Source organism: Rhizobium sp. 21-4511-3d, from assembly GCF_053522545.1.
Window position 1 is genome coordinate 141,935 of the sequence record NZ_JBNWCF010000010.1, and the last position, 21,541, is coordinate 163,475.

The 21,541-nt window shown below is 56.3% G+C and carries 20 protein-coding genes and 2 pseudogenes; 10 read left to right on the forward strand and 12 right to left on the reverse strand.

Annotated features, from left to right (window positions below; all coding sequences use genetic code 11):
- Window positions 1–3: 3 nt before the first annotated feature.
- Entirely contained in the window at window positions 4–1,785 is a 1,782-nt protein-coding gene (treZ, locus tag ACQZ5H_RS21885) for a malto-oligosyltrehalose trehalohydrolase (protein WP_449099003.1), read from the reverse strand.
- A 486-nt stretch (window positions 1,786–2,271) separates the two neighbouring features.
- Here treZ and ACQZ5H_RS21890 point away from each other — a divergent pair, with 486 nt between their 5' ends.
- Window positions 2,272–2,784: a YciE/YciF ferroxidase family protein gene (locus ACQZ5H_RS21890; protein ID WP_203431630.1), complete on the forward strand. Its 513-nt coding sequence runs from the start codon at window positions 2,272–2,274 to the stop codon at window positions 2,782–2,784.
- A 109-nt stretch (window positions 2,785–2,893) separates the two neighbouring features.
- A complete protein-coding gene (gene ypfJ / locus ACQZ5H_RS21895) occupies window positions 2,894–3,817 on the forward strand; it encodes a KPN_02809 family neutral zinc metallopeptidase (RefSeq protein WP_203431222.1) in 924 nt (307 codons plus the stop codon).
- Window positions 3,818–3,918: 101 nt separating this feature from the next.
- On the opposite strand, the pseudogene ACQZ5H_RS21900 reads toward ypfJ, so the two are convergent.
- Window positions 3,919–4,390 (reverse strand): annotated as a pseudogene (locus ACQZ5H_RS21900) (DUF1003 domain-containing protein).
- Between the two features lie 210 nt (window positions 4,391–4,600).
- Entirely contained in the window at window positions 4,601–4,858 is a 258-nt protein-coding gene (locus ACQZ5H_RS21905) for a GlsB/YeaQ/YmgE family stress response membrane protein (protein ID WP_203431223.1), read from the reverse strand.
- A gap of 463 nt (window positions 4,859–5,321) precedes the next feature.
- Between ACQZ5H_RS21905 and ku the strand changes: the two are divergent.
- From ku to ACQZ5H_RS21935, 6 genes and pseudogenes are all read left to right on the forward strand, one after another.
- A pseudogene (gene ku, locus ACQZ5H_RS21910) lies at window positions 5,322–6,055 on the forward strand (non-homologous end joining protein Ku).
- 171 nt (window positions 6,056–6,226) lie between these two features.
- Window positions 6,227–6,388, forward strand: coding sequence for a hypothetical protein (locus ACQZ5H_RS21915; RefSeq protein WP_203431224.1), 162 nt, complete (start codon window positions 6,227–6,229; stop codon window positions 6,386–6,388).
- Between the two features lie 655 nt (window positions 6,389–7,043).
- Window positions 7,044–7,256, forward strand: a complete 213-nt coding sequence (locus ACQZ5H_RS21920; RefSeq protein WP_203431225.1) for a hypothetical protein — start codon at window positions 7,044–7,046, stop codon at window positions 7,254–7,256.
- Between the two features lie 445 nt (window positions 7,257–7,701).
- On the forward strand, window positions 7,702–8,115 hold the full coding sequence (locus ACQZ5H_RS21925) for a hypothetical protein (protein WP_203431226.1): 414 nt from the start codon (window positions 7,702–7,704) through the stop codon (window positions 8,113–8,115).
- Window positions 8,116–8,252: 137 nt separating this feature from the next.
- Window positions 8,253–8,828 carry a hypothetical protein gene (locus ACQZ5H_RS21930; RefSeq protein WP_203431227.1) on the forward strand — a complete coding sequence of 192 codons (576 nt, stop codon included), beginning with the start codon at window positions 8,253–8,255 and terminating at the stop codon, window positions 8,826–8,828.
- A gap of 421 nt (window positions 8,829–9,249) precedes the next feature.
- Complete coding sequence (locus ACQZ5H_RS21935) at window positions 9,250–9,657, forward strand: hypothetical protein (protein ID WP_203431228.1); 408 nt, start codon at window positions 9,250–9,252, stop codon at window positions 9,655–9,657.
- A gap of 1,279 nt (window positions 9,658–10,936) precedes the next feature.
- On the opposite strand, the gene ACQZ5H_RS21940 is transcribed toward ACQZ5H_RS21935, so the two are convergent.
- Genes ACQZ5H_RS21940 through ACQZ5H_RS21950 form a run of 3 tightly spaced genes read right to left on the reverse strand, consistent with a single transcriptional unit; the run spans window position 10,937 to window position 12,717 of the window.
- On the reverse strand, window positions 10,937–11,152 hold the full coding sequence (locus ACQZ5H_RS21940; RefSeq protein ID WP_203431229.1) for a hypothetical protein: 216 nt from the start codon (window positions 11,150–11,152) through the stop codon (window positions 10,937–10,939).
- Between the two features lie 9 nt (window positions 11,153–11,161).
- Window positions 11,162–11,593, reverse strand: a complete 432-nt coding sequence (locus tag ACQZ5H_RS21945; protein ID WP_112715815.1) for a response regulator — start codon at window positions 11,591–11,593, stop codon at window positions 11,162–11,164.
- Entirely contained in the window at window positions 11,590–12,717 is a 1,128-nt protein-coding gene (locus tag ACQZ5H_RS21950; protein WP_449099004.1) for a PAS domain-containing protein, read from the reverse strand. The genes ACQZ5H_RS21945 and ACQZ5H_RS21950 overlap by 4 nt, the downstream gene beginning before the upstream one ends.
- A 677-nt stretch (window positions 12,718–13,394) precedes the next feature.
- Between ACQZ5H_RS21950 and ACQZ5H_RS21955 the strand changes: the two genes are divergently transcribed.
- Entirely contained in the window at window positions 13,395–13,778 is a 384-nt protein-coding gene (locus ACQZ5H_RS21955) for a hypothetical protein (protein ID WP_449099005.1), read from the forward strand.
- Window positions 13,779–13,858: 80 nt separating this feature from the next.
- Here the strand turns inward: ACQZ5H_RS21955 and ACQZ5H_RS21960 are convergent, their stop codons facing one another.
- From ACQZ5H_RS21960 to ACQZ5H_RS21980, 5 genes are all read right to left on the reverse strand, one after another.
- Complete coding sequence (locus ACQZ5H_RS21960) at window positions 13,859–14,068, reverse strand: hypothetical protein (RefSeq protein WP_449099006.1); 210 nt, start codon at window positions 14,066–14,068, stop codon at window positions 13,859–13,861.
- A 378-nt stretch (window positions 14,069–14,446) separates the two neighbouring features.
- Window positions 14,447–14,800 (reverse strand): ArsR/SmtB family transcription factor, encoded by a 354-nt coding sequence (locus ACQZ5H_RS21965; RefSeq protein ID WP_203431231.1) that lies wholly within the window; start codon window positions 14,798–14,800, stop codon window positions 14,447–14,449.
- A gap of 699 nt (window positions 14,801–15,499) precedes the next feature.
- Window positions 15,500–16,141 carry a hypothetical protein gene (locus ACQZ5H_RS21970; RefSeq protein WP_449099007.1) on the reverse strand — a complete coding sequence of 214 codons (642 nt, stop codon included), beginning with the start codon at window positions 16,139–16,141 and terminating at the stop codon, window positions 15,500–15,502.
- A gap of 668 nt (window positions 16,142–16,809) precedes the next feature.
- A complete protein-coding gene (locus ACQZ5H_RS21975) occupies window positions 16,810–18,048 on the reverse strand; it encodes an adenylate/guanylate cyclase domain-containing protein (RefSeq protein WP_203431233.1) in 1,239 nt (412 codons plus the stop codon).
- A gap of 1,379 nt (window positions 18,049–19,427) precedes the next feature.
- Window positions 19,428–20,027: a CGNR zinc finger domain-containing protein gene (locus ACQZ5H_RS21980; protein ID WP_203431234.1), complete on the reverse strand. Its 600-nt coding sequence runs from the start codon at window positions 20,025–20,027 to the stop codon at window positions 19,428–19,430.
- A 75-nt stretch (window positions 20,028–20,102) separates the two neighbouring features.
- Here ACQZ5H_RS21980 and ACQZ5H_RS21985 point away from each other — a divergent pair, with 75 nt between their 5' ends.
- Complete coding sequence (locus tag ACQZ5H_RS21985; protein ID WP_203431235.1) at window positions 20,103–21,017, forward strand: DMT family transporter; 915 nt, start codon at window positions 20,103–20,105, stop codon at window positions 21,015–21,017.
- Window positions 21,018–21,046: 29 nt separating this feature from the next.
- Here ACQZ5H_RS21985 and ACQZ5H_RS21990 read toward each other — a convergent pair whose 3' ends face one another.
- The gene (locus tag ACQZ5H_RS21990; RefSeq protein WP_203431236.1) at window positions 21,047–21,289 is read right to left on the reverse strand and encodes a DUF2934 domain-containing protein; all 243 of its coding nucleotides are present in this window, start codon (window positions 21,287–21,289) and stop codon (window positions 21,047–21,049) included.
- Window positions 21,290–21,541 lie beyond the last annotated feature (252 nt).

A 21,541-nucleotide genomic window follows, 5' to 3' on the forward strand; every position in this document is an offset into this window, starting at 1 on the left:
GATTTAACCTCCAGCTTGGGCAATGCCGACGGTAACAGCCCAGGGTGCCAGTGTGTCTTCGGTCGACGATCCGATCGAAAAGATCTGTTTCGCCGCCGACGATGTCGAAAACCGCGCCGGGTGGTCCGAGAGGTTGGCAACTGCACACAGCGTCAAGCCATCGTTAAAGACCCATTCGACAACAGTCACGCGGCCCTCCTGCCGAAACGAAGAGCCAATTGGGCCAACGGTTTCCAGCAGCGGAACGATCCGGTCATGCCGCAGAGCAAGAAGTGATCGATAGAACGCCAGCATTTCGGCGCCGGCCGCACCGGTGAGCTCAGACCAGTCAAGTTTTGACGCGTCAAACGTCGACTTGGCTGTCGGATCGAGTAAATCATCGGCATCGAAGCCAGGAAGACGGGATAATTCCTCTCGGCGGCCCTGTCTCACCTTTTCGTTCAAGTCTTCGTCGAAGTCGCAGAAGTAAGGGAACGGCTGGCGCGCGCCCCACTCTTCACCCATAAACAGCATAGGGATCTGCGCTGACAGCAAATAGAGAGCTGTGACTGCTTTGAGCGGCTCCAGCGGCCGATAGGTGATCATACGGTCGCCAAGCGCCCGATTTCCAATTTGGTCATGATTTTGGATGAATGATATAAACGCGGTCGGAGGCAGGTTCGAAGTCGGCTTGCCCCGGCTCTCGCCACGATAGGGCATATGTTCGCCCTGGAATACGAAGCCTTCAGCAAGAGCGAGCCCGATCTTTAAGGGGTCATCGGCATAATCCTGGTAATAGCCGAAAGTTTCACCGGTCGCGGCAATATGAAGGACGTGATGTACATCATCATTCCACTGGGCGGTGAATTGGACGGCCCGGCCATTCTGATCCCGCTCTAGAAGATCGCTGTCGTTATCTTCGTTCTCGACGATCAGATGAACATGCCGACCGGCAGCGATGGCTCGGACACGACGGGCAAGCTCATGGAGAAGATGCTCCTCGCTGTCGTCCTTGATAGCGTGTACGGCATCCAGCCGCAGCCCGTCGAGCCTGAATTCCTTGATCCAGTAAACCGCGTTCTGGATGAGGAATTCGCGAACTGCTCTTGATCCGTCACCGTCATAATTGACCCCGTTGCCCCACGGGGTCTTGTGGCTCTCGGTAAACAGCGGTGCGTAGTTCGGAAGATAGTTCCCATCCGGCCCGAAGTGGTTGTAGACAACGTCGAGGAAGACGCCAATGCCGCGTTCGTGTGCAGCATCGACCAGTGCCATCAGGTCTTCGGGGCGGCCATAGGTGCTGTCCGGCGCGTAAGGGAGAACACCATCATAGCCCCAGTTGTACCGGCCGGGAAAATCGCTGATCGGCATGATCTGGATGGCGGTTACACCAAAAGCTGCCAAGTGATCGAGCTTGGTGATCGCGGCCGCGAAAGTTCCCTCCGATGTGAAAGAGCCGACATGCAGCTCGTAGATCACCATCTCTCCCCAAGGACGGCCTGTCCAGGCATCGGTCTTCCAGCGATGTCGTGACAGATCGATGATCTCACTCGGCCCATGCACGTCCTGAGGCTGGTATCGCGAGCCCGGATCCGGCACCTCCAATCCATCCGGCAAGACGAAGGTGTAGAGGGCACCGGGCCTGACACCATTCACGCGACAGCGATGCCACCCGTCTGCCTGCCGCTCCATCAGCTGCGGCTGAAGACCTTCCAGGTCGACCAGAACTCTGTCTTTCAAAGGCGCCCATAGCCGAAACTCGACACCATCCTCATAGATCAGCGGGCCGAACGCGTATTCGATCACGACATCATCCTATCTTGTGAATTCATAGCTCCGGCAGGGTGACCTGATCTCATCCGACAACATGCGGGTGGCGAACCTGACATCGCCCAAGACGGCACCAAGCTCCGTATGCCAGCGGCCTTGGCGGATAAGTTTATCGATGGAAGCATTCAGGTCTCCAGGACTGCGAGCGGACTTACAACTAGAAGCACGGATCGAAGTTCCACGACGGGACTGTCCGTACGGTCAAGAACGTTAAGAAGCTGAATGCGCGGCTCTGGTTGCAACGGCGGCGGATGGGGGAAAGACATACCGTTTTTCATCGTCATGGCGGGGCGCGACGGGCGACATCTTGAGCTCAAGCGCTGAAAAGATGCGTGGGATGCGGCCGTCAAAGTTACGGAACAAATGCTTCGAACACGCATTGTTTTTTCGATCTCTGCAACCGGCGGCGCCGCCACGGGCGGAGCAGCACGCGCCAGAAAGCTGGCCGACAAGGAGGATATTATGGCAACGAATTCGACCAAGACACTCGACGATCTCTTTCTCGACACCCTCAAGGATATCTATTTCGCGGAAAAACAGATCCTGAAAGCTCTGCCGAAGATGGCGCGCGCTGCGCAATCCGAGGAAGGCAAGGCTGGCTTCCTTCAGCATCGTGATGAAACACAGGGCCAGATCGACCGCCTGGAGCAGGTGTTCGAGATCCTTGGCAAGCCCGCGCGCGGCAAGACCTGCGAAGCCATCCAGGGCATTATTTCCGAGGGCGAAGAGATCATGGAAGAATTCAAGGGATCGCCTGCTCTCGACGCTGGTCTCATTTCGTCGGCTCAGGCTGTTGAACACTATGAGATCGCACGCTATGGCACCTTGATCGCATGGGCCAAGCAGCTTGGCCTAAAGGACGCCGTTGCCCTGCTGGAGGCTAATCTTCAGGAGGAGGAAGCAACTGATCAGAAGTTGACGCACCTCGCCGAGGCGCAGGCCAATCCTAAGGGCAAAGGTTCCAAAGCTGCTTAATTTGGGCAGTTTCGCCGAGAAGGCCGCCTCGTGAGGCGGCCTTTTCCTTTTTACGCAACCTTGACAGCAGCGTTAGTAACGGACCGTCCCAATTCAAAGGAACTGAGAGATGGAATGGCAAGGCAGACGTCAGTCTCAAAACGTCGAGGATCGCCAAGGCGAAAGCGGCGGGCTCAACGATAGTGCATTCGGTCGGGGCGGCGGGTTCACCTTGCCGATCGGACGCCGCGGTGGCGGGCTGAGCATCGGCACGATCATTTTTCTCGTCGTGATCTACTTGGTTTTCAAAGCAATGGGCGTCGACCTTCTTCAGGTGCTGGGGGAAGCCAACTCTGACGGATCGGGATACGAGCAAAGCGAGCGTCAGAACGCGGGGGCGGGGCAGACCCCTGCCAGCGACCAGATGACAGCATTTATGAAGACAGTCCTTGCAGAGACTGAAGATACCTGGCAGGGCATTTTTCAGTCACAAGGCCTTTCGTATGAGGATCCGAAGCTTGTACTCTTCCGAGATCAGACGGAATCCGCCTGCGGCGCGGCGTCGGCTGCGACCGGGCCGTTTTACTGCCCTGAAGACCGGAAAGTCTATCTTGATACCGCCTTCTTCGAGGAACTCAGCAATCGCTTCGGCGCCATCGGTGATTTCGCTGAAGCATACGTGGTGGCTCACGAGATTGGGCACCATGTACAGAACCAGCTCGGCATTCTCCCGAAGTTCAACCAAGCCCGAGAACAGATGAGCGAAAGCGATGCGAACAAGATGTCGATCCGCGTCGAGCTTCAGGCGGACTGCTTTGCGGGTATCTGGGGGAAATACACACAGCAGAAAGGCATCCTCGATGCAGGCGACACAGAAGAGGCTTTGAACGCCGCACAGCAGATCGGTGACGACACACTGCAAAAGCGCACGCAGGGCTATGTCGTGCCGGACAGCTTCAACCACGGCACCTCCGCTCAACGTGTAAAATGGTTCAAGCGAGGGTTCGACAGCGGTCAACTTTCATCTTGCGACACCTTTTCTGGACCAGTCTGATGCAAAATTGCCTGAGATCGTCGTCAAGTGATCGTCCGCAAAAGCCGGTTCCTGCCATCGCAAGCTAAGGGGGGTCAGTGCTCCTGCTTGTCGGCCGTGACTTAAAGGTCTGAGGATGAACCTTCTGTGATCTTTTCCATTGTGTCGAAAACCTCATCGGGCGTGACGTCTTGCTGGAGCTCTTCGATCTCGTGCTTCCTCTAGGTCGAGGCCAAGCTTGTCGGCGATCGCGGCGACCATTGTCAGAAGCTGTGTCGTCTCATGTTCGGCAAGCAGCGAAATTTGCAAATTGAGGTCCGCCCTTTTGTCGTCTGCCTCTGCCATGCGATTCTGGCTGATCATGACAAAGGTCGAGATGAAGATCGCCTCCACCGACGCCACCATTGCCAGAATGACCAGAGAAGGGTCAAAAGCGGGAAGAAGCGGAAACACCTGTACATTGATCAGGGTCCACCCGCCGAACAGGACCGCGTGGGGGTAGACGAAGATCATGGACCCGGCGAAGCGAGTAATCGCTGCTGCCGCGCGGTCCTGGAAGGACGCCGCGCGGGCCTCCTGGCGCCGTCTCAGCAAAAAAGGGCTTTAACGAGCACCGGTCGCGCATGCAACCCGGTCTTCGATGCGCCGCGATCAGCCTCGGATGAGGTTGCCATGGAAGCTCTTTGCTCGCACTCGAGCTCGCGCAAGAGGGCGCTTGACCAACAATGGGAAGCGCCCTCGTTCGGTTCGATGATCGTAGTCAGGTACAGTCTGGAACCTCAGTGAAAATCTGCGTGAGGCCGATCAAGCGGTCCGCCTGACCATTCGCGCCAGAGCGATCAAAATACAGGCACCGATAAAGCCAGCGATCAGGTAGCCCAGCCAGCCGCCGAGGACGACGCCGAAAAGCGAGAGAATGAAGTTGGCGACAATAGCTCCGACGATACCCAGAATGATGTTCATGATGACGCCCATGTTGCTCTTCATGAACATCTCTGCGAGCCATCCGGCAATGCCGCCGATGATGATTGCCGCGATCCAGCCAATGCCTGCGTCTTCCATGGAGACTTCCCCTTCGATGAGATTGATATGAGCTTCCAAACGCCGGAAGCAGGCACTTAACATCAGCGGAGACATTTTGTTCCGCGACATGGATTGACGCTCACAACCGCGCCTCCGCGACCGCGGCTGCCACCAACACCTGGCGACGCGGAAGCGCCTTCTGAAGGCAAGGAACTTTCCCGTCTCTGGCATTAGAACTTCTCGACGGCAGGCAGGTTTCAGACCGCCCGATCGCCATCTGCGGATTGACGGCCGGTGCCGAGGGAAGATCTCTTCCCAAGTCGAGACCCTTGAAAGTCTCCAGACCCAACGATCTCCTGAAGGCATTGAGAGAGAGCCTTGGAATGCAAAAAGATAGTGGCGGCAAGCCCAAGGCTGCAAATGCCAATTCTGGCAAAAGGAAGCCCGCAGCAAGCTCGGCTAAATCCGAAGGCAAATCCACTCGGAAGAAGGAGAGCTGATCATGGCACCACGTCGTCCATACTGGAGGGGCTATCTAAAACTGTCGCTCGTGACTTGCCCCGTAGCGATGGTGCCAGCGACCTCCGAGAGCGGGAAGGTGCGATCCACACAATCAATCAAGGAACCGGGAACCGCGTCGTGTCCCAATTTGTCGACAGCGTTACCGGCAAGCGGGTCAAGGACGCAGATGAGGCGAGAGCATACGAGCGTGGCGAGGAAGACTACATCATTCTGACCGACGACGATTTGCAAGCTGTCGAGCTGGAGACCGTTCGAACAATTGATATCGAGACATTCGTGTCTAGGGACAAGATCGAATGAATCTATCTCGACACGCCCTACTATTTAACCGCAAACGAGAAAATTGGTGATGAGGCATTTGCCGTCATTCGCGAGGCTATGAAGGCACGAGACGTTGTGGGCGTTTCGCGCGTGGTGCTCGGTCGTCGAGAGCGAGCCGTAATCCTTGAAGCCCGTGGAGATGGCATTATCGTCTGGACACTGCGGTTCGGTGACGAAGTCCGGGCCGAAGGTGACTATTTTGACGGTACCTACAAGCCTGCGCAGGCCGAAGCTGAAGCTCATTGCCGACAAAAGAAGGCTACGAAACCCCCACACGGATCCGGGACCGAGAGCAAAAAAGACAACGATCAGAAGTCCAGCAACGTCGTTGACATCATGGATGCGCTGAGGAAGTCCGTGCAGAAAGAACTAAGGGTGAAAGCGGACCGATAAAGGCTAGCCGGTCATGGACTCTGTGCCGCTTCGCTACCCATTGCAGCCCGTTGTTAGTCAACACGCAGGCTCTGGAAATGATGGCTTCGAGTACTTATCTGGGATCAGGCATCTTCGTCTTCGAACGAAGTCGCAGCGGCACTGCAACACCCCACAGACTGGAGAACGTCCATGGCTAACGCCAATGTCAAATCTGCGTCGGAGAAACCTTACGATGCAGTCACGCTCGCCAAGAAGCATCGGATATCTTTGGAGGACGCCAAAATAATCCTCGATGAACATGGCGACAACCGGAAGCTTGCCGACAAGGCGGCAAGGCGTATCGCGGCCTGAAAGGCGAGGACTTAGATGAACCGTTCGCATGACCAGACCCGCCGTGTTCCACTGACGAGCGCTTAGCGTAGCGCTATGTCATCGATCAGGCAGTTTCGGATGCAGCGAAAGCTCGGAAGCGCATGGCTGGGAGGCGACCATCGTCTTCATCTCGCGTCGTGTCGGATCTGGAGCGTCTAAAGCTCATTCCCGAAGAAACTATTGCCGGGCGACCTGTGCTGAGGTTCGTCGGGGCCGACACGTAATTGCTGGCCGTCTGAGCTTCCACCTCCACGGGCGCAGCCACCGAGCGAAATTGCCAGAGTTCGAACATGGCGATTTATTCTTGCCACCGCTCTTCTGAAAGCCAGTGTGCTGATGGCTCGCGCCACGTGGGTTTGACCAGTTGCCGCCCTAACAGCCGTGTGCGCAATCGAACGCTTCAAGGCAATGCCCTAATATTCGGGCCACCAGGCTGCTACAGCGTCCATTTCATTTGTCGCCTGTAGAGCGTCTGACGGCCAGTGGTGCCCCGGTGCGTCTTGCGCACAGCTGAGAGACGACGCACCTTCCTTTCCCTTGAAGCCCTTTGCCCCGTTTCTCTTGAGTCCTACTGCCTAACTGCGGCTTGCAGCCCAATCTTGAGCTTGCTCAATTCCAGCCGCTAGGCAGCGTTATGTCAATCGTCACTCTCCTTTCCCTGGATGATGCCAAGATCGACGTGGTCATGAATACTGTTTGCGCGTGGTGCCGACTTCAAGGCTACGACATCCATAGCGACACAGGAAAAGGCGCTTTGGAAATTGCGGTTTCGATGGCGCTAGGTGATACTTGGGACGCTGCATCATTCAGTGAGCGCTTTTTTGACCGGCTTGGTGCCCGTTCTTAACAAGCTCGTGCAGGCGCCACGATCTCTAAGGCCATCCAAAGGGCACTACTGTAAACCTCGCCATGCTTTGAGCGCCCTTTGGCAACTGCGCATTAGAAGCCGGTAATGTTCGCCGTTGCGGAAACGACCGCGATTTCCTGCGCTGTCATTCCTGCCGCGGCGCTGCTTCCCCACTTTGATATCTACGGTCACAGCGTGCCTCCTAGTCCTTTTGACTGAAGGTGTTTCCGAATATGTTCGCAGCTCGGATCGTGTTAGCGACGGTGAGCGCGCGTTGCTGGTGCAGCAGCCACAGAGTGAAATGTCGGGGATCTCAGTCCGTAACCTGCCCAAGTCCCGTAAAGCTCAATTAAGATCGGAGCGTAAGGCACTCAACAACACATGCGATATTGACATCCGATCATCTACACATGACAACGAAATTGCCAAACAGGGGAGAACGCCAATGGCCGACGAAAGCAATCCCAGCTCCGCACCAGCAGACGCGGTAGTGTCACCGGAAGCCCCGGTAAAAAAGAAGCGCGCACCGCGCGTTAAAAAGGTGGAGGCGAAAGCCGCCCCAACGATCGCGGAGCCGGCGAAGAAAAATCGCGGCGGTCGCCCGAAGCGTGCCGAGGCTCCTGCAGTACCTGAAGTCGTCAGCACCCCTACGACCCGAGCTAAGCGCACATCGTCGCCATCCGCAGCAGGCAAGCGCGGTCCAAATCGCGCTTCCACGTCCGCGACTGCATCTCCGCTGGCGGACGATTTGGTAGATCTTCTTAAGCTTGAAGAGGAAAACCAGCGCCTACGCAAGTCGCTCGCCGAGAAGCTTCGCACTGAGAACTCCGATCTGCGTAAGCGTCTTGGCCTAAAGTAATCATCGCGCGATGGCGGACGGTTTGCTCCTTGTCCGCCATCGGGTAAACTGGATTCTAGAGAATCGTTCGCCGGATCGGTACCTGATCCGGTTTCTGCGCCGCGTACATTAGGCGTGTCAAGCGAGAGGGAACCTCGATGTCGCCGTGGAACATCATCTCAAGATTCAGGTCCAAAAAGGACGTATCAAAGGCGAACGTCGTTTCGACAGTTTTGACCATCGGCTCCAAGGCCAGCTCTATGGAAGAGGATTTCGATGTTATAGCGGTTGCTCAGGTAAACGGTACGACAGCCCCGCCAAATCCTGACGCCAATCCTGTCCCCGTCATGACCAGTCCCGACGATCATGCAGTAAAACCCGTCGGCAGCCCGGCTGCGGAAGAGGTGGCTGTAGCGGAGGCCGAAGCGAAAGAATTTCCGGCAACTGCTCCGGCTAGCGAAATCTCCAACCCGCACGAGTCTAAGCGGCCGACCTACGATATCCGTGCGACCAAAAAGGCTCGAAAGGGACCCCGCATCACTTTAAAGGACAAAGAATCAGGGGCAAAAGTGCTACCGGCGACCCATATGCAGATCTCGGAGCAGGATGGCTATTTGGACGCGGTCTACGGCTTGGACGATGACATCAAGCAACTGAGGGCAGCGCTCGCTCAAAAGCTCGAGACCCAGAACGGCCAATTAAGGAATATGCTTTCGCGTTTTGAGGGCAGCTGAAAGTGCGATACCTCGAGTGGGAGAAGAAGCGTCGCTGCGAGTAAATCAGATAAACTGATTGACTGCCGCGTGGTGCAGATGAATGCCGATGCATAGCCCGCCAGCTCTCGGGACGGACGGTATGAGGCAACCGGCGGATCTTTTGATACCCGGCGGCGCGATGGATGTATCTTTGGCTCGGTCTTCCCGAGGCATCCCGGCCCGAGCTATCTTGACATGACCAAGCTCCCGCACCCTTTGTTGATCACACACCCTTCGCGTCGTCCTCGCGCACGGCGCAGCTCAATGAGGTTGTTGTGAAGAACTTGGAAGTCTGTTCTCCTCAGGACTGGGCAGCAGGATGGCTCAACCTTCGGCACATACACTTCGGTTCGCTCCGCACGCCAGACTTGCGGTCGACAACGGTACACGGAATAGTCACATGTCGCTTTTCGCCGCCCCCGATCCTGCACAGCAGCTATTGGATTCCCTGAATGCGTTTTTTGAGTGGTGTCCCATTGAGGGCGACAGTGCCGCCAGCGCTTTACGTCGCAGCATTGATACAGCGAAATGGAGCACGGAGCACAATCCTATGATTGCTAGGCGCTATTGCCTCGAACTCGGCTGGACGCCGGACGATCTCGCTGCAATGATGGTCATGCAATGTAGTCTTGCCTCAATGACTAGCGGAGAGTTCACATTGTCGCCGGGCAAATTGAACCCTGAAGGAGAAGGATTTCGGAGTATCTTCGAGCTGTGCCTGCAAACGTTGGTCCTCACTGGTCGTATAAGCCTTGAAATCGCCGACATCGAGCGACGAGAACTCGCAGCGGAAATCGCCGAGCTCTAAGCTTTTGGCACCGCTCTTAGCCGCATCCCAGTGCTCTCACGAAAGTTCGAGAGCCAGTTGATGAGATATCTACTGTTTTTTCTGTCAGCGCCCCCACCGCGCGACTTGGGGGGCGTGTCGATCCAGGAGACACGCGGGCGGCGTTCAATAAAGATGCCAGAGTTACCCGCGCGCGTTTCCAAGGCAAAAATGCGACCCGGCCGAAGACTGGTCTGAGGCCCTCAGCGATTAAGCGTCGCGGCGAGCCGGTCTTGCCTCAGACTGTGGCGTTAGCGCAGCTCGAGACAATACCGTCCTCATTCCGGCTTAACACTATTTCACCGGCGATCGGTGCCATCTTCGAACGTTTGCTTGCGGAACCTCAACTTGAGTTCCGCATTAAGGTGACGTCTGTTTGGCCCTTGCCAGGCCAGTGAGAAGTCGACAATCAAACACGCGCTGTGTGCCATCATTAAGGCTCTGTTGTGATGCCAGTGGAGGAAGGATGCGGCAATATAGTTGGACCTTGATGAAGCCTGGTGCCGTGCCCACTGTTGGTCTTGGAACAATTAGTGAAGTCGAAAGCGCAATCCATCGATGCCAGCTGAAGGGAATTCCATCTGCCAGTTGGCTTGTTCAGGAACTCCGGAAACGACAAGATCTGGCTGGCGCGGCGCACTATACTCATTCAATGGGAAAACCAGACGAATGGCGTTTTGCTTGGATCGAAATCCAGATTTAGGCCAAGCCCGTTTTGTTTTGTACGGTCGACACAATCGACATTTCCGGGAAATTAATTACCCAGTTGAATGGCGCGGGACGGGGTCGTCCGCTTTCTCCAACTGCCTGGAGACGGCCGCGCGTTTGCCTCGGGCGGCCGTCACGCGGACACCTGCTTGGTGGGAGTCGGTGGTCACGATAGCACCTTTCCATCGTTGTCTACGTTCTGGTAGGCCTATCAACGATCTGGCAGCTCGGTGCGATTTTCCGTGTGATTTTAGCGGGCCCGACAGCTGCTGAAGCAAATTCCATTCCCCACTAACAAAACCGATGAAGCATGAGAGCATGAGTGACATTCAACCCGCGAAATTCTATAGTGTGCAGGGCGGTTAGCTTATGCTTATCGCTCTCGCCTTTTCGTAACGCCAAGAGGATTAATTAGAGGCGGTGCGCAACACTTTCCGGCGACACTGATACGTGCCAGCAGGTTCGCTGGATACGCAGTAGAATAAACCAGTTCGGGCTGGCCCAGGGGTTCTGAGAAGATAGCGGGCATGTTCTTTGATCCGGCTTGCAAGGCCTACACGTCCTCGATCTGCCACTTGTTGGTCGGCCGGGCGGGCGGTACGTCTCGCTCTCCCAACTGCGGTCTGTCGCGCAGCGCATCGGCTTCCTTCTCGATCACGTAGATGATCGAGAGCTTGTCCGCGCCCTTGGCCACAAGCTCGTCGACAAGGTCGGCAATCCGCGGCTTGATCTCTGCCAACGCCATCTGAGGGTTCTTTGCTTCTGCCATCACGCTTTCCTAGATCCGCGGGCCTGCCTCAATAAGTTCGACGTCCTCAGCCAGGACGAGAGACGCCGGAGGGTTGAGTTCAACGCATCCTTCAATCAGCCCGGAAATGTAGGCGAGCGCGTTCTTCATACCGTTGATCGTGTACGGCTTCTCAATCGCGCCGAGTGCTCCAGCGAAATCTCTCGGTATCTTCTTGATGTTGCCGCTGACAAACACATAGGGAATGTTCTTGGCGGCTAAGTCCCGCCCCACCTCGATGCCTGTGGGACCATCTTGTAGATGGATATCCACGAAGGCGAATTCCGGCCGCTGCGCCGCGATTGCTTCCCGTGCCTGGTCTCGGGTAGCGGCAGTACCGATCACTTGATGGCCGGCCATCTCCACCTCGTTCTCAAGCTCCATCGCCAACAGCATTTCGTCCTCAACAATAAGTACTTTCAATTTTCACTCTCCTGCGGCGATTCCACGAGCATCGTTACGTCAACAGTGGTTCGATGACCCGCGGTCCGTCTTTCGATCTTTGCCCCAACTTGCCTTGCAGAGGTCTCCAAAAGGATACGGCCGATTTCAGCGGTCTCGATATCTACTTCCACTGGAATTGAAGTGTCCTCTACGCGGATCAGAAAATGACCGTTCAGTCGCTTGACGACCACGTGGATCTGGCCGCCGCCATCACTCAGCCCCCGGCGTACGGCGTCCCCAACAAGTTCGTTAACGATAAGCGCCAGCGGGGTGGCTTTCACCGCTGGGACATAAACTGGATGAAGCTCATGCGTCAGGCGAATATCCGGCCGCTTGATAGCACCGACCAGATCCGAGACCATTTCGCGGGCAACGTCCGCGATATCGAAGCGGGAAACGTCGTCCAGCGTAAACAGTTTGCGCTGGACCGTACTGAGAGCTTCAACGCGGTTGAGCACTGACATGAGGATCTGTCGATGGTCTTGGTTCTTCGTTATGCGAGCCTGCAATTTTACGATTGATGCCATCGTAAGCAGGTTGTTCTTCACCCGATGATCGACCTCATGCACGAGTAAGGTTTTTGCGCCCAGCGCTGATTGAAGCCGTTCAGTGTTCTTCGCGACCTCCTCTTCGGCTTTGTGGCGTGCCGCAGCGAGGTCGGCCTCGCGGCTCTTGACGTTGGTGAAGTCCAGCTGAGATGCGAAGAAGTAGACAATTCGGTTGTCGTCATCCCTGACGGGAGACAAGAAAAGAGCGTTCCAGAACTCGCTGCCATCCTTCTTATAGTTCAGGATATCGACGGCGATATCAGAGCCGGCTTCCACAGAAGCACGGATCCTAGCGACGGCCTCACGACTGGTGTTGGGCCCCTGCAAGAACCGACAATTCCGGCCGACGACTTCTTCAGCAGAGTAGCCGGTCAACTTCTCGAACGCCGCATTGCAAAATATAATCGGATTGTCGTCCTGATTGGGATCGGTAACGATCATCGGCATCCTGGTCGCCTTGAAGGCCGCGGCGAAGGGGTCTTCACGAACGTGCCTGGCGACAAGGCGGTCGCCGGCGGTTTGTGCAGCATTCCTTCTTTGTTCGTTATCAGTCATAACATCTCAGATTGTGGTTGAGCAGGGTGCGGTAGACTGCGGCGAAACCGGCATCGTGCGCAACCGAACTTCGAATTCATCGGCCCGCAAAGGGGGCTTTTTTTGTAAGAACAAGCGGACTGGTCTTCTCACTCAAAGAAAGCCCGGGCACTCAGCATCCGTTCTAAAGAATTGTGCCACGCCGGTTTGTCAATAATCGCGTCTCCAACTGCGCGGACTTTGCCGGATGCAGGCAACCGGCGATCAAAATCAGCTTTATCTGTGGCACAATTCACCAAAGGTCACGCCGGCGTTCTCACCAGCAATACAAACGAGAAAGCCCCCTGCAGCAGTAAGGCCAGTCACGAAATGGAATAGAGTGAAAAAAGTTCCATCCCTCCAGCAGTTGGCGCGGTTACAAAATACGCAGCGCGCTCTTTTTGGGGGTTGGCGATAGAGGAGGCAGCGCTCCGGCCCACGCGCCGCGATTATCGCAGCACGATAATCAGCTCGCAACGCCGGGTGGTTGATAAGGCGACAGCATAATGCGCGAGTGCATGTTTGTCTGATCACCAGATGGTCAGCCCGTCTCTTCCGCCACGAATTGGAGAAGGTGAACTTTATCGAGTTCGAATCCTTTGCCGGCCGTTAATGCAGCTGCCTGAGCCTTGCTGTCGTGGAACCATGTTCATATCTCGATGTTAGACGAGCATCATAAACATGAGTTGATGCATGCGATCCATCCCCATGAGTTTGGTCGCTTATCAATCATTGAGCCGCAATATCTGCAGCAAAAATTGGAGGATGCCGTGAACTATATTTGGCTTTTTGTCGTCTCCGGCGGGGCGGCCCTCTTGGGGTTCGCTCTGGCGTTCGGAATGATATCGCAGGATCCTAAGAGATCGATTGGAGCGATTGCCGGCTCTTTTATAGTGGCTATCCTCGCGCTCGGAGCTGGGATCTACGTATCCCAAGCATCTACAGCGCCGATCCAGCCCCCGGACAGAAGTCATACCGAGGAAAACCTTCCGGCTGGACCGGCGCACACAGAAGAGCTGCCGGGGGAACCGAAATCCCAATGACGACCTTGCTTGCCGGACGACCAGCTTTTCGCCTGCGGTCCTGCTCTGAGTTCTTGACTGTCTCTGCCGGGCGACGTTCTTCACCGCAAGCATCTAAGCGCGTTCATCTCGCTCACATGTTCTGACGTGACACCAATCCTGGCGATCTCCCTCGTCATCGGCAGGGTAAACACCACTCCCCCGGTTCGCACCCGGAGTTCGAGATCCTGGGCTGCGGCAATGACGGGGGTCACCGTCGGGCTGCTCATGGCAGAGAGCCCCATGAGAATAAACTTCGTCATTCTGCGCATTTCGATTTCCTCCGTTCGCGAAACATCGGACAGATCCTATTGTTCCAATGCAGGCAAGCGCGGCTGAGGCAGAGGTCGGAGAAGAACTTGCTGAGGGAGGGGTGTGCGAGTATCCATCTTTCTCTAAAGGACGCGGCGTGCCGCTCGGATGGTTTGGCAGCGCGCCCGGGCCGCTGAACTGATGCAGACTAACCGCCGCCAAGCTGTCGCGGAAGGGGCGCCATACCCTGATTGATTGCGTGGCAAACGATCATGGAGCCCCGTGCGGGTAGCGCTCGCACCGTTCCGCGACAGTGGAAACTAGGCGATAAGGAAAAGCGGTGACCATCGTGGTGAACCGGCTTCGATGCGCAGGCTATCTTCAAAAAGTTTTTCACGCTATTGCTCAACCTCTCCAGCGCATCGATGTCTCGAGCTACGGGAGCGTCTTCGCTCCAGGTCTATTTCCTTCCGGTCAGCCTGGATGATACCGCTGGTGACATCAAAAAGCCTGATGATGCCGGGGTGACAGCAAGAATAAAGGGCAGTCTGTTTTTCGAACCGTCGAGACACGAAGCCATCTCGATGCAGTTGCGTGATCGCATAGGTAACATTGCGTCGGGTCGTACGGCATTTCCCTGTTAGTTCGCTGATGCTCATTTCGTGCCCGATGAGGTGAGACACAACACGGAAGCGAACCGGGTTCGCCAATGCATCCAGTAGAGAGACTTTCAATCGGATTTCGTCGTCCATGATGTCGGCTGCTCCTTCTTCCATATCTGGAGCACCAGCGTTGAAGCGCCACCTGTCTGTGCGTTGCCGTACCAAATTGATTAGACGGGATTTCAAGCGCCTGCTAATAAAAGAAGTACCAGTGCCATCGGATAGGTTGCATGCCAGTATACTGTCCGAGCACGTCTGCGCTGCGGATGGATGGGCACAGTCTGGATCGCAAGCCTTGGGGAAAGCCTGTGCACGTTGGCAATCGTTTTTGACGAGCGATGGAACGATGCTGCGAAGCGGTAAAGGCCCCGACCTCTCCACGTGGATGCCCCCATGCTTTTCAAAATTCGATGACTCCCGCGGTCTCGAGCTCTTTGTTCGCGGTCGCGATTTTAGCGAGCTTGGCATGAGGCTAGCTCTCGTGGAAGTGGCACGCGTCACGAGCCGCGGAGTATCAATCAACGGCTGGCAGGCCAGATTGCTAACCTGGGGGAGCTCTCCTCGTTAGTTAATCCAGGTCCTCCGAGTTCAAGCCAGCTGCAAAATCTCGTCTCGCGTTTGCGACAAGCTCACCGGTGTCGGTAATTCCAGTCTTCGACAGTTGGATGAGCAAGGTTGTGAGACGAAGCACACACTGTCGATCGCGCTCGACCTTGAACTCTCTGCAGAGGGTCTTCAACGCGGCATTGAGGACCAGAGTGTCGAGCATAAACAAATCACTCCTGATAATCAGGCAAGGCGGCGGCGAAGAAATGCGTTTTCAGCTCGCAGTTTTTCGACAAGAAGCGTTCGCAGCCTCCTGTTTTCATCTTCGAGCTGCTGCAGCTCGGCCCGCTCTTCCTCAATGGCGAGGAAGGGGGGCAGGAGAGAAACTTCAGACCGTGCCGCTGACTTCCGGGGTTTATATTTAGTCGTTACTGGATCAGACGTGGGCGACTTCGGCTTTTGCGCACGAGGCCGCTTCTTTTCCGCGCTTTTTGACAGGTTGCTGGTCGCCGCCTCCGCAACTGCGGCAGCGGGGACTGTATGCGCGTCAGTTGATTTTGGGACACTTTCGTCCTTCGTCTCTGCGATGGCAGGAGAGATGTCGCTTCTCATCCCGAGTTCGGTTCTCGGCTCAGCGCCCTGTTCCACAGCTTTGACTTGCAGCGGCAAGTCGCTGTGCTGCCGCTCAACGGCCGGTGCCTGCTGCGTCTCGCTTCTCGCCCCAATCTCAGCTGCTGGTCGCCGCATATTGGAGTGTAGTTCATTCTCCACGTCTTCTGAAATCGACTTTAGGTCCAGGTTTCCCCAGATGGACGTCGGCTTATCAGCACTCCGACGGTTCCCCCCCTTGTACTCCACTATCAAATTTTTGTGCGCTCTTTTCATCGGTTTCGCCCTCGCTGTCGAAGAGGCCAATTCTGCCATCCGCATCAACTATTCAAATCGCTATCTGATGTAAATGGAGCTGCGCAAGTTTCGACAGCCTGCCCATCAACGCGACCTGCTCCAGCATCATCTAATGACACTTGTCCAGGACGGAACAATCAAAGCCGTCTCTGCCGTAGCATGCCGACGCCGGTCACACCGCCTCCCAAATCACTCGAATAGCCACTGCCCTGCAGAAGGTTGGCGCCGAGCTCGAAAAAGGTGAACAGCCAAGGTGGGCCGCTACGCCAGGCAGATCGGCGACAGCGTCCAAGCTATCGCCGAAGACATGGAAGACAAGGAACTCGGCGCCTTGCTGGGAGGGCCGAGGACTTCGGTCGTAAGCAGCCACTGGCAGGAGCGGTGGGCCGGCCACCTAGGGCCTTAAGGAAACGGCGGAGCCGGGGTTCTGGTTTTCAGCGCCACCTTTCAAGCTTGCGCCTCAATTTGGGGCACTGCCGGTCCCGGAGCGTTAATCCGCAGTAGCGTTGCAGGCCAGCGTCACCAGCACATGAAGGGGGAAACGCCGACCACGCTCATGCTCATCGGCTCGGGCCAAGGTAGAACGTGTCCCTTACAATAGACGAGCATCGAACCGATCGGATTTTTTCGAGCCGGTCGCCGAGTAGTCAAGTGTCATCGGCACGATACCCTTCGTCAATTAAACCGAATATGCTGACGGGCGTTTCAAGACCGCGCAACCGATGGGATCCCAGTGCTACAACCTCTGAAGAGCAATTTGCTAGTGATATGAACTCCGCAGAAAGCAACACTGATTGTTTGGTCTTCTTGGTGAATTCCTCCAGCCTCGATGCGATGTTGACCGCAGGTCCGATCGCAGTGAAATCCAGACGTTTCCGCGACCCTATGTTGCCATACATGACATCGCCGACATGTACCCCAATGCCGTAGCGCAGAGCGTCCTTACCGGTTTCCAGAAGTTGACCGTTCAGGGTTTCCATTCGCGATTGCCCCTCTTTGATCGCGTAGAGGAGATCGTCGCAGGCGTCCGGGTTGCTGAGCGGGAAAATAGCCAGAAGGCCATCTCCCATAAACTTCAATATCTCGCCACCGCGGGTCTCGATTGGGTCACAAATCGCGTCGAAGTAGCCGTTTAGAATTTCGATTATATCGTCACGGGGCCACAGATCTGACAAGGCCGTGAAGTCTCGCAGGTCGCAGATCATGATTGCGGCTTTGAAGGTCTTTCCACTGCCTCGTGTCGTAGCACCGGCTAGAATTTCAGCGCCTGCGTGAGCGCCTACGTATGTTTCGAGAAGCGTGCGGGCCATGGCATTCTTCATCCGGATCTCGCTTGCCAGTGCCAGCGCAGGCAACAAGTCCTTCAGGTAATCCATGTCGTGCTGGAGGAACCCATGCGGTTTCTTGGTGGCAAAGGTGACGACGTGGCACTTTCCGAGTGTATGTTTGATCGGCCACGCAACATAGTCGGTATATCCCTCGCGGTGGAGCTCTTCAAAAAGTGGGTATTTGGATATCTCGCCGGTACGCGCAAAGAGATGTTGCCGTACTTCCGAAGCTCCGTTGTAAATTTCAGTGGCTGGTTTGCGGAGGAAAATCTCAGTGGTGTCGACGTTGTAGTCGAATGTATCGATCTCGGCTTCAACTGCACCGGTTTGCCACAGTATCCGGGCACCCTGCCATTGCGGATGCTGAATTCTTAGGTGAAGAGACGATCTGGCGACTGATATACCGTCAGCCACGAGCCTCTCGCACATGTCCACCAGCAAGTTGTCAAGGAACCGCTGCGCGCTCGTGTCATTCATCAACCAGTCGAGGACCGCTCGACGCTTGTGGGGCCACGATCCACTGCGCGTGCGTGGAAGGTGTGAAACGGTATTGCTCATAGAGGTCCTCCTGCCCGCGCATCCTAAGGGTGCCAAGCGCAATGGGGAAGGAGGTTTTGTCCATCAAGCTGTAGTTCCTCAGATTGTCGGCGCTTATCGCCCGAGGCTCAACCTGGCAATCTAGTTGCAGACCTGAACCCGTTCAGTATGATAACCGTAATCGTATCGGTCCTGCACCGTCCTGCGTTCGTACCAGCACTCCCGAGCCGGAGCCGCATAATATCGCGGTGCGCTGTTTTCTATCGAGCCAGCCCCGATCAGACCACCTGCAAGCCCGCCTGCAATTGCGCCGCCATAGTCATTGTGATGTCTATGCCTGCGCCAATCCCGCCGCGGTCCGTCCCAGCCATCCCAACCGCGGTGATCCCGCCACCCGCGATTGTAGTAGTCCTGCGCGTCCGCGGCCGCGGGAGCCAGGGCGACCGGAGCGGCAAATGCAGCGACCACCGCAGCTAAAACAATCTTTTTGAACATTAGGTTACTCCGATTTTGGTGCCCCGCTCCTACCGCGGGCGTCGCCGGTTTGGATAAGAATTACGACGCGCGGCATGAATTCAAGCTGAATGACCCGTTTATCCATGTGTCAGCTTAGCACGTCCCGGACGCCAAACGGTGGCTGGCGGCCCACCGGATAGGCACCTTGCCCGTGCTTGGTCGAGGCGCTAGTCGTCTCGCGCAACGCTCAAGAACACCTTCCTCAGTTGCTGTTCGCGCATTCGGTTCGGTCATCAAGCGGGTCCGCCGACATGCTCACGGCTCATCGCGCTGCCACCCCATAGACCGACACTGCTTCTCAGCCACGTATTGGGCGTCTGAGAGGCTTCTGTACTGACCTGGAAGATCATAACGGCGCCGCTGAAAAACGAAGAAGGCCTTCCCATCAATTCTGTTGTACGTGACCAACGGTGCGTCTTCTTCATTGCTCATGCAGGGCATCCCTCGTTTTTCGCGGGAGTAACCCGCGAACAGGGCGTCGGTTCCGTTCATCGCGGATGGTCGACGAAGCCGAGCGTGTCACGCCGATGCGGATCGCGACGCGCCGCGGCCCCGCATGGCGGATGACGAGCTCCTTATCGATGAACCGGGAAGAAAAACGGCGCGTGCCGCTTGAACGGACACGCGCCTAAAAATGAGGTGCACTCATGGGGGAATGCAGCCCGAAGATGGCAGCGGATGGTTAAGATCCGGTTAACGCGCCACACCGTGATGAGGGGTCCTGGCTTAGGCCCTGAACGGATGGATACATCCTTCCAGCGTTATCCATTTCGCAACCGGTTTCCGGCTCAGCCATGACAATGGTTCTGGCCTTGGCTGTGATGAAACGGCGACCCACGTGATTTAGATGACCCCCGCGCCCCAAGCGCGACCGACGAGGGTCATCAACTTTGCCTAAATTTCCTGACGCGATTGTGGACGCCGCAGCTTGCTTCCGAGCACCAGATCCGCCGTCCGCCTTTTGATGTATCGAGAAACAACCAACCGCAATTGTCGCCTTTGCACTCCTTCACCGATCGTCGGTTCGGTCGCGACACTAGCAGGTCGGCAGCGGAGCTCGAAAGCACATGCACGAGGTCGGCGGGCGTCTCGACCTTCGTTGTCCAAGCCCACCCGCCGGCAAGTTGCTCGAAGACTTGATGGCTTCGAGCAACGATCGCAGCCGCTTTGACGACATTTGCATCACCTTCCGGGGCAATTGCGCCCCCGTCTTCTTCGAGAAAGACACGATAAAGGCTCTCACGGAGATCAATTCCCGTCGCCAGCGCCTTGGCAGCCGCCCCAGGGCTAGCCTCTGCCGCCTGCCTTAGAGTTGCAGCCGCAGCCCCAGAAATGAGATCCACCCTTTGACTGAAAGTGACAAGGTCGACGAACTTTGTCAGGAGATCCGGGCCCAACCGACCTCGGCGGCTGTCAACTGTATTGACAAAATCCAGGGCGGGGTGCCCGCCGCTCAAGCGCATGGTGCTTACTGATTTCGCCATAGGGAACCCGATGATGCTGCCGAAGTTGTAACGGTATAAATTGATTTTACGCGTTACACAATCGGGGTCCAAGCCATGTCAGGTTCAAACTACGGGAAATTTGCAGTCCTCTGCGCTGTCTGGGGTTTAACCTGGATCGCCGTCAAGTTCGGCGTCACGAGCTTGCCACCAATGCTTTTTGCAGCTTTGCGTTTCGTCGCTGCAGGAACTGTCTTCTTGGGGATTGCGATGTGGCAGGGTCAGTCGATACGAGCGCTGGCTGTTGATTGGTGCGGGCTAATTATAGCCAGTCTGCTGATGATCACGCTGTGCTATGGCCCACTCTTCTGGGGAATGACAAAGATACCTTCAGGCACTGCCGCGGTGCTGGAAATGTCTTTGACACCGGTTTGCCTGTTCGTTTTCGGGGTGGCTTTGCGTCAGGAAACCTGGAGCTGGGCACCAGCGATCGGTCTCGCCGTCGGATCCCTCGGACTATATCTGCTCTTCGTCGGTGAAGCACAGGTGAGCTACGATAGGGGCGCCTGGCTTGGCATCCTTGCCGTTTGCTGGGCTGCGGCTTCGTCCGCATTGGGCTCGGTGCTCGCAAAACCGCTCATTGCAAGACACGGAAGCGCAGTTGTTGCGGGCTCGACAACATTCCTCGGCGGGCTGCTGCTTTCCGCCGGGGCCGTGATCTGCGGCGAAAACCCAAGCGCATTAGCATTAAGCAACTGGACTATGGGAGCGTTCGCAGGATGGCTTTTCCTGGTGATTTTTGGTTCGCTGGTCGGTTACAGACTGTACATGCAGCTCCTGAGGGACGCCGGACCGAGCCGAGCCGGTATGTTCGCCTTTGTTTCTCCCGTCATCGCCGTCGTTGTTGGCGCCCTCTTTGCGCAGGAAACGATTACAGTCGCGAACGTCATTGGCATAATGCTCATGCTGTTGTCGGCGGCAACGTGCCTGTGCGGTCCACGATCTTCGGAGAAGGCAACTCCGCGTCGATGAAGGGCGCCATTACGTCTACCGCGTATAGCTCAACGCCGTTTTCTGGCCGGCTTTGAAATCGGCGGCGGGACCGGCGAAGGCTTATCCTTGCCCAACTCAGGGGCTGAAGCAGCTGGATTTTCACCGGTCACCTCCGCCGCTACTTCCGCCTCTGTCGCTTCATGTTGATCTTCGGCTCGTTGCCAATGATCAAGATCAGCACCTTCCGGTCTTCCTTCGTCTTCCCAAATCTTGTAAGCCCGCTCGCGTCGCTTCTGGTCTTTGTCGTTCATGGAACCGTCCTCCCGTTCTTCCTTTGCGCATAACCAACATGTGGCGTACTAGTTCCGCAGCTAGGATCCGGATTGACGGCACCTGCGGTTGCACCGCGCCCATTGCGGTTCTATTGAGCTCATCCAGGAGTGCGGGTTCGAGACGCAAGGATCGCCCGGAAAATGGGCTTTCCTTCTTGTGTGACAAGGCCATCACACTTTGGTGCCGACCCCTAGCGTCGTGTGACAACGGACAGGCCGTGCAAAAGCGCC

What these genes read in the sequence shown, in the direction of transcription:
- ACQZ5H_RS21890 (WP_203431630.1), top strand. Translation starts at nt 2,272, where the DNA reads ATGGCAACGAATTCGACCAAGACACTCGACGATCTCTTTCTCGACACC.
- ypfJ (WP_203431222.1), top strand. Translation starts at nt 2,894, where the DNA reads ATGGAATGGCAAGGCAGACGTCAGTCTCAAAACGTCGAGGATCGCCAA.
- ACQZ5H_RS21905 (WP_203431223.1), bottom strand. Translation starts at nt 4,858, where the DNA reads ATGGAAGACGCAGGCATTGGCTGGATCGCGGCAATCATCATCGGCGGC.
- ACQZ5H_RS21915 (WP_203431224.1), top strand. Translation starts at nt 6,227, where the DNA reads ATGGCTAACGCCAATGTCAAATCTGCGTCGGAGAAACCTTACGATGCA.
- ACQZ5H_RS21920 (WP_203431225.1), top strand. Translation starts at nt 7,044, where the DNA reads ATGTCAATCGTCACTCTCCTTTCCCTGGATGATGCCAAGATCGACGTG.
- ACQZ5H_RS21925 (WP_203431226.1), top strand. Translation starts at nt 7,702, where the DNA reads ATGGCCGACGAAAGCAATCCCAGCTCCGCACCAGCAGACGCGGTAGTG.
- ACQZ5H_RS21930 (WP_203431227.1), top strand. Translation starts at nt 8,253, where the DNA reads ATGTCGCCGTGGAACATCATCTCAAGATTCAGGTCCAAAAAGGACGTA.
- ACQZ5H_RS21935 (WP_203431228.1), top strand. Translation starts at nt 9,250, where the DNA reads ATGTCGCTTTTCGCCGCCCCCGATCCTGCACAGCAGCTATTGGATTCC.
- ACQZ5H_RS21940 (WP_203431229.1), bottom strand. Translation starts at nt 11,152, where the DNA reads ATGGCAGAAGCAAAGAACCCTCAGATGGCGTTGGCAGAGATCAAGCCG.
- ACQZ5H_RS21950 (WP_449099004.1), bottom strand. Translation starts at nt 12,717, where the DNA reads ATGACTGATAACGAACAAAGAAGGAATGCTGCACAAACCGCCGGCGAC.
- ACQZ5H_RS21955 (WP_449099005.1), top strand. Translation starts at nt 13,395, where the DNA reads ATGTTAGACGAGCATCATAAACATGAGTTGATGCATGCGATCCATCCC.
- ACQZ5H_RS21960 (WP_449099006.1), bottom strand. Translation starts at nt 14,068, where the DNA reads ATGCGCAGAATGACGAAGTTTATTCTCATGGGGCTCTCTGCCATGAGC.
- ACQZ5H_RS21965 (WP_203431231.1), bottom strand. Translation starts at nt 14,800, where the DNA reads ATGGACGACGAAATCCGATTGAAAGTCTCTCTACTGGATGCATTGGCG.
- ACQZ5H_RS21970 (WP_449099007.1), bottom strand. Translation starts at nt 16,141, where the DNA reads ATGAAAAGAGCGCACAAAAATTTGATAGTGGAGTACAAGGGGGGGAAC.
- ACQZ5H_RS21975 (WP_203431233.1), bottom strand. Translation starts at nt 18,048, where the DNA reads ATGAGCAATACCGTTTCACACCTTCCACGCACGCGCAGTGGATCGTGG.
- ACQZ5H_RS21980 (WP_203431234.1), bottom strand. Translation starts at nt 20,027, where the DNA reads ATGGCGAAATCAGTAAGCACCATGCGCTTGAGCGGCGGGCACCCCGCC.
- ACQZ5H_RS21985 (WP_203431235.1), top strand. Translation starts at nt 20,103, where the DNA reads ATGTCAGGTTCAAACTACGGGAAATTTGCAGTCCTCTGCGCTGTCTGG.
- ACQZ5H_RS21990 (WP_203431236.1), bottom strand. Translation starts at nt 21,289, where the DNA reads ATGAACGACAAAGACCAGAAGCGACGCGAGCGGGCTTACAAGATTTGG.